This is a genomic window from Micromonospora deserti, from assembly GCF_003236335.1.
Taxonomy (GTDB): Bacteria; Actinomycetota; Actinomycetes; order Mycobacteriales; family Micromonosporaceae; genus Micromonospora; species Micromonospora deserti.
Genome location: NZ_POUB01000368.1, coordinates 1 through 4,803, shown reverse-complemented (window position 1 = coordinate 4,803; position 4,803 = coordinate 1). Strand labels below are relative to the sequence as shown.

At 76.8% G+C, this 4,803-nt stretch carries 5 protein-coding genes; 2 read left to right on the top strand and 3 right to left on the bottom strand.

Features of this window, described 5'->3' with window-relative positions; all coding sequences use genetic code 11:
• A partial coding sequence (locus C1I99_RS29390) for an FtsK/SpoIIIE domain-containing protein (RefSeq protein ID WP_111137440.1) occupies positions 1-1,921 on the top strand: 1,921 nt, incomplete at its 5' end.
• Positions 1,918-2,580: a hypothetical protein gene (locus C1I99_RS29385; protein ID WP_111137439.1), complete on the top strand. Its 663-nt coding sequence runs from the start codon at positions 1,918-1,920 to the stop codon at positions 2,578-2,580. The genes C1I99_RS29390 and C1I99_RS29385, both read left to right, overlap by 4 nt.
• Before the next feature lie 160 nt (positions 2,581-2,740).
• On the opposite strand, the gene C1I99_RS29380 is transcribed toward C1I99_RS29385, so the two are convergent.
• The 3 genes from C1I99_RS29380 to C1I99_RS29370 form a co-directional block, all read right to left on the bottom strand.
• Positions 2,741-4,006, bottom strand: coding sequence for a cupin domain-containing protein (locus C1I99_RS29380; RefSeq protein WP_111137438.1), 1,266 nt, complete (start codon positions 4,004-4,006; stop codon positions 2,741-2,743).
• A 10-nt stretch (positions 4,007-4,016) separates the two neighbouring features.
• Positions 4,017-4,310 (bottom strand): hypothetical protein, encoded by a 294-nt coding sequence (locus C1I99_RS29375; RefSeq protein WP_111137437.1) that lies wholly within the window; start codon positions 4,308-4,310, stop codon positions 4,017-4,019.
• A 128-nt stretch (positions 4,311-4,438) separates the two neighbouring features.
• A complete protein-coding gene (locus tag C1I99_RS29370; RefSeq protein ID WP_233512785.1) occupies positions 4,439-4,792 on the bottom strand; it encodes a cellulose-binding domain-containing protein in 354 nt (117 codons plus the stop codon).
• Between the last annotated feature and the right edge of the window lie 11 nt (positions 4,793-4,803).

Here is a 4,803-nt window from a genome sequence, read left to right as displayed (position 1 = left end):
GTCCCGGCACGAGCGCGGGCAGCTCGACCGGGTGGTGCGTACCGGGGCGGCCTGCGGGGTGCACCTGGTGGTCCGGGGGGTGGCGCTGCCGGACGACCCGACGGTGACCCGGGTGGTGGCCGGACCGGACGGCGCCCACGTCGGCGGCCCGCCCGGCCTGCCGGTCCGGCTGGACCCGCCGCCCCCGGCGACCCTGGTCACCGAGACCTGCCGAGAGGTGGCGGTCCGGGTCAACGCCGGGCCGGCGCCGATCCCGTTCACCGACCTGCTCCCGCCGCCTGAGCGGATGTGGGGGGAGGATTCGGCCACCGGGCTGACCGCCCCGATCGGTGAGGGGCCGCACGGCCGGCCGGTGCTGCTCAGCCTGGGCGACTACCCGCCGCACGCGCTGATCGGTGGACCGTCGGGCACCGGCAAGACGAACCTGATCTTCGCCTGGATCGGCGCGCTGGCCGCCCGCTACTCCCCGGCGGAGCTGGAGTTCTATCTGCTGGACTTCAAGGAGGGGGTGTCCTTCGCCCGGTTCGCGCAGGGCCGGCGCGACCCGAGCTGGCTGCCGCACATGCGGCTGGTCGGAATCAACGTCAACACCGACCGGGAGTTCGGGCTCGCCCTGTTGCGGTTCCTCGCCGAGGAGCTGCGCCGGCGGGCCGACGCGGCCAAGAAACACGAGGTCACCAAGCTCGCCGAGCTGCGCGCGGTCGACCCGACCGGGCACTGGCCGCGGATCGTCGCGGTGGTCGACGAGTTCCAGATGCTGCTGGCCGGTCGGGACGTGGTCGCCCGCGAGGCGGCGGACCTGCTGGAGGACCTGGCCCGGCGGGGCCGATCGCAGGGCATCCACCTGGTGCTCGCGTCGCAGGACGTACGCGGCATCGAGGCGCTGTGGGGGCGGCCGGCGCTGGTCGCCCAGTTCACCCTGCGGATCGCGCTGCCCAAGGCGCTGCGGATCCTCGCCGAACGCAACGACGCCGCCCAGTCGCTGCCCCGCCACCACGCGGTGGTCAACGCCGAGTCGGGCCTGGTCGAGGGCAACCAGGTGGCCCGCATCCCGTCGGCCAGCGACTGGGAAACCTGGAGCGACCTGCAGCACCGGTTGTGGCGGATGCGCCCCCAGGACGCGGCGCCGGCCCGGCTCTTCGACGGCGACGCGATCCCCCGGCTGGCCGAGGCACCCGACTTCCGGGCGCTGACCGCCCCGGAGCAGGGCCACCCACGCACCCCGGTCGCGCTGCTCGGCGAGATCATCGACGTGCAGGCCCGCTCGGCCGCGCTGCGGCTGCCCCGCGCCCCCGGCCGCAACCTGGCGGTGCTCGGCACCCGGGTGGACGAGGCGTGCGCGGTGCTGGACGCGGCCGCCCGGTCCCTGGCGCGGCAGCATCGGCCCGGTACGGCCCGGTTCTCCATCGCCTGCCTCGACCCGGACGCCGACCCGGTCGCCCGGTCCCTCTACGAGGACCTGGCCGACGACGCCGCCTGGTACGACGAGGAGACCGTCGCCGAGCTGACGGCCGAGACGGCCGACGGCCTGGACGCGCCGGGCACCCCGGGGACGCCGCACTACCTGCTGCTGTTCGCGGTGGACGCGGCCGCCGGCGCGCTGGCGGCGCGGATCGGGCGGCGTACCGGGCTGGAGCAGCTGCGGCGGATCCTGCACGACGGGCCGGAGCGGCGGACGCACGTGCTGGCCTGGTGGCGTGGGGTGGCCCGGATGCGCGCCGACCTGGGCGGGCCGGCGGCCCGCACCGACCAGATCGGCGCCTGGGTGGCACTGGACGCCCACGGCGGGGAGCTCGGCTCGTCGCTGTATCCGGGCACCGGCGGGCCGGACTGGTATCCCCGCCCCTGGCGGGGCCTGTACTTCGACCGGGCGGTGCACCGTACCGGCCAGGTGATCATCCCCTACGGGCCGTCGCGGTGAACGAACCGGTGTCGAGTGAGACGTACGCCGCCCAGATCCGGCGGCTGGCCGAGCTGACCGCCCGGGTGCACGCCCAGCGGGCCGAGGCGCACGACTGGTACGAACAGCAGTGCGCGGCGGCCGAGCGGGCCGTCGCCGAGGCCGCCGCCGAGGTCCGCCGTGCCGAGCGGGAGCTGGCGGCGGCTCGGGAGGTGCAGGAGCGGGTCGACGCGGAGGCGGCCCACCTGTGGCAGCAGCTGCGCGGCCGGCTCGGCTCGCTCGGGCGGCGGGCGGGTGATCCGCCCGCGCCGGTGACCGGCGCCGCGGCCGATCCGGTGCTGCTGCTCGGTGGGGTGCGGGACCTGCTCAACCGCACCCGGCAGCCGGGTGACCTGCCGGGCTCGGTGAACCCGGTGCTGGCGCTCTGCGGGGTAGCCGGCGCGGTGCTCGCGTACACCCTCGGTGCCGCGGCCCGGGCGGTGGGCGAGCGGTACGGCGGCGACCTGGCCGTCGGGATGCCGGTGCTGGCCCTGGTGGTGACGCTGCTGGGCCCGCTGGCCGGCCTGGTGCCCGCGAAGGCCCTGGCCGACCGCCGGCATGCCGTGCTCGGCCCCCGCCCGGTCACGGTCGTCATCGTCGCCGGGCTGGTGGCCACCGTCGCGCTGCTGGTGGCCCGCTGAGAGTCGGTGGCGCGGCCGGTCGTTCGGCGGGTTCACGGTCCTCGCGCGCCGGACCTTCGACGCCGCGCCCGGCCGGGCCGGCCCGGGCGAGTGCCCCCCCGGCCGCGGTCCGTCCCGGCGCCGGGGCCGGCCTGAGGCGGGGCGCCTCGCCGGCGTCGGATCAGGCCGGGATCAGCACGGCCTCCCGCAACAGCCGGCGGGCCAGGGTGACGCGGTCGGCGTCGTCGTGCAGGCCGGGCAGGTCGCCGACCCGGCAGACCTGCCCGGTGAGCAGCGCGCGGACGGCCGGCGCGCACTGGGCAGGCAGGGTGATGCTGCGGTCGAACAGCCGCAGCGCCACCTTCTCCCCCTGCGGGGCGAGCTGCCAGCGCAGGCCCGGGCGGGGGGCGAGCCGGGTCCCGGCGTCCAGGGCGGCGAGCGCGTCCGCCTGGGCCAGCGGGCGGATCGGTGCCGGCCGGGCGGCCGGCCAGGCCCGCTGGCGCAGCCGGGCGGCGACCGCGGCCGGTTCGGCGCGCAGCAGCCAGTCCCGCAGCGCCTCGACGGTCTCGGTGAGTTCCGGCTCGATGGCGTCCGGGTCGGCCACGTCGACGCCGAACGGCAGGGTGGCGCGCAGCCGCTGGTCCTCGGCGGCCAGGGCGAGCAGCTCCTCGACCAGGGCGTACCGGGTCAGCGCGCGGACCCCGACGGTCAGGTGCAGTGAGCTGGACTCCTGTGCCTGCGCGCTGTGCAGCCAGCCCCGGGGCAGGTAGAGCGCGTCGCCGGGGGCGAGCACCACGTCGAGGGCGGTGGGCCCGTCGGCGGTCGCCGAGACCTCGTCGGCCCGGCCGCCCCAGGGCTGCTTCTCCAGCGGCTCGGGCAGCACCGGGGGGTGGACCCGCCAGTGTTTGCGGCCGTCCACCTGGAGCACGAAGACGTCATGGGTGTCGTAGTGGGTGGCGAAGCCCTGGCTGCCGGCCGGGGTGAGGTAGGCGTTGACCTGCAGCGGCTGCCCGAGCGCGGCGCCCAGGTCGCGGGCGAAGTCGATCAGGGCCGGCCAGGTGCGGTGCAGGCCCTGCAGGACGAGGGTGGCGCCGCCGGCGTACAGCTCCAGGACCCGCTCGTCGAGCACCTGGTCACCGATCTCGGCGCCGGCGCCGCCGCCGCCGGTGAACCGGGCCGCGGGCACGAGCTCGCCGTCCTTGGCCACCCGCAGGAAGGGGGTACGCAGACCGCGCCGGCTGAGCAGCTCGTCGGCGTCGGTGGTGCTGAGCAGATCGGTGAAGCCGGCCGGGTTGGGCAGCTCGTCGGCGCGGGACAGCAGCGGCGTCCGTCCCCAGTGGGCGGCGGCGAACTTGGCCGGCTCCACCGAGACGCAGCGGGCCAGCGCGGCAGTGGGTGCGGACGGAGCCGCCGGGCGGCGGCCGCCCGGCGGGTCGATGTGCGCCACGGCTGATCCGTCAGGCGGCGCTGCCGTCGGCGCCACCGTCGCGCTGACCCGGGGTCGCCCCGCCGTCGGCCGGACCCTCAGCGCCGCCGTCGGCGCCGCCGTCCTGCTTCCCCGGGGTCGCCCCGCCGTCGGCGGGGCCCTCGGCGCCCTGGTCGGCGCCCTGGTCAAGACCACGCTCGGCGCCGCGGTCGGCACCACCGTCGGCGCCACCGTCCTGCTGGCCGGGAGTCGCGCCGCCGTCGGCCGGGCCCTCCAGGCCACCACCGCCGGTGGTGGTCGTCATGTCGTCGTCGTTGAGTGGCATCGGTGCTCCCTCGGATGTGCCGCCCCGCCGTACGTCGGGGTCCGTCGTGCAGCGGGTGGTACCCCACGCCCGATCTTCTCTAACCACACCGTAGACGCCGGTACCGGTCGGCACCGGCGGTTCGCCGGTCAGCCGGCCCGGCAGCCGGAACCGTTGAGGGTGAAGCCGGTCGGCGACGGGTTCTGGCCGCCGTGGGTGCCCTGGAAACCGAAGCTGACCGTGCCACCGGCGGGGATGGTGCCGTTCCAGGCCGCGTTGCGGGCGGTGACCTGCCCGCCGGACTGGGTGACCGTGGCGTTCCACGCGTTGGTGACGGTCTGCCCGGCGGTGAACGCGAACCCGACCGTCCAGCCGCTGACCGCGGATCCGTCGTTGCGCACCCGCACCTCGGCGGTGAAGCCGTTGTTCCACGAGTTGGGCAGGTAGCTGACGGTGCAGCCGCCGGGGGCGGGGGTGGTCGGCGTCGGGCCCGGCGGCTGCACCGTCAGCTACC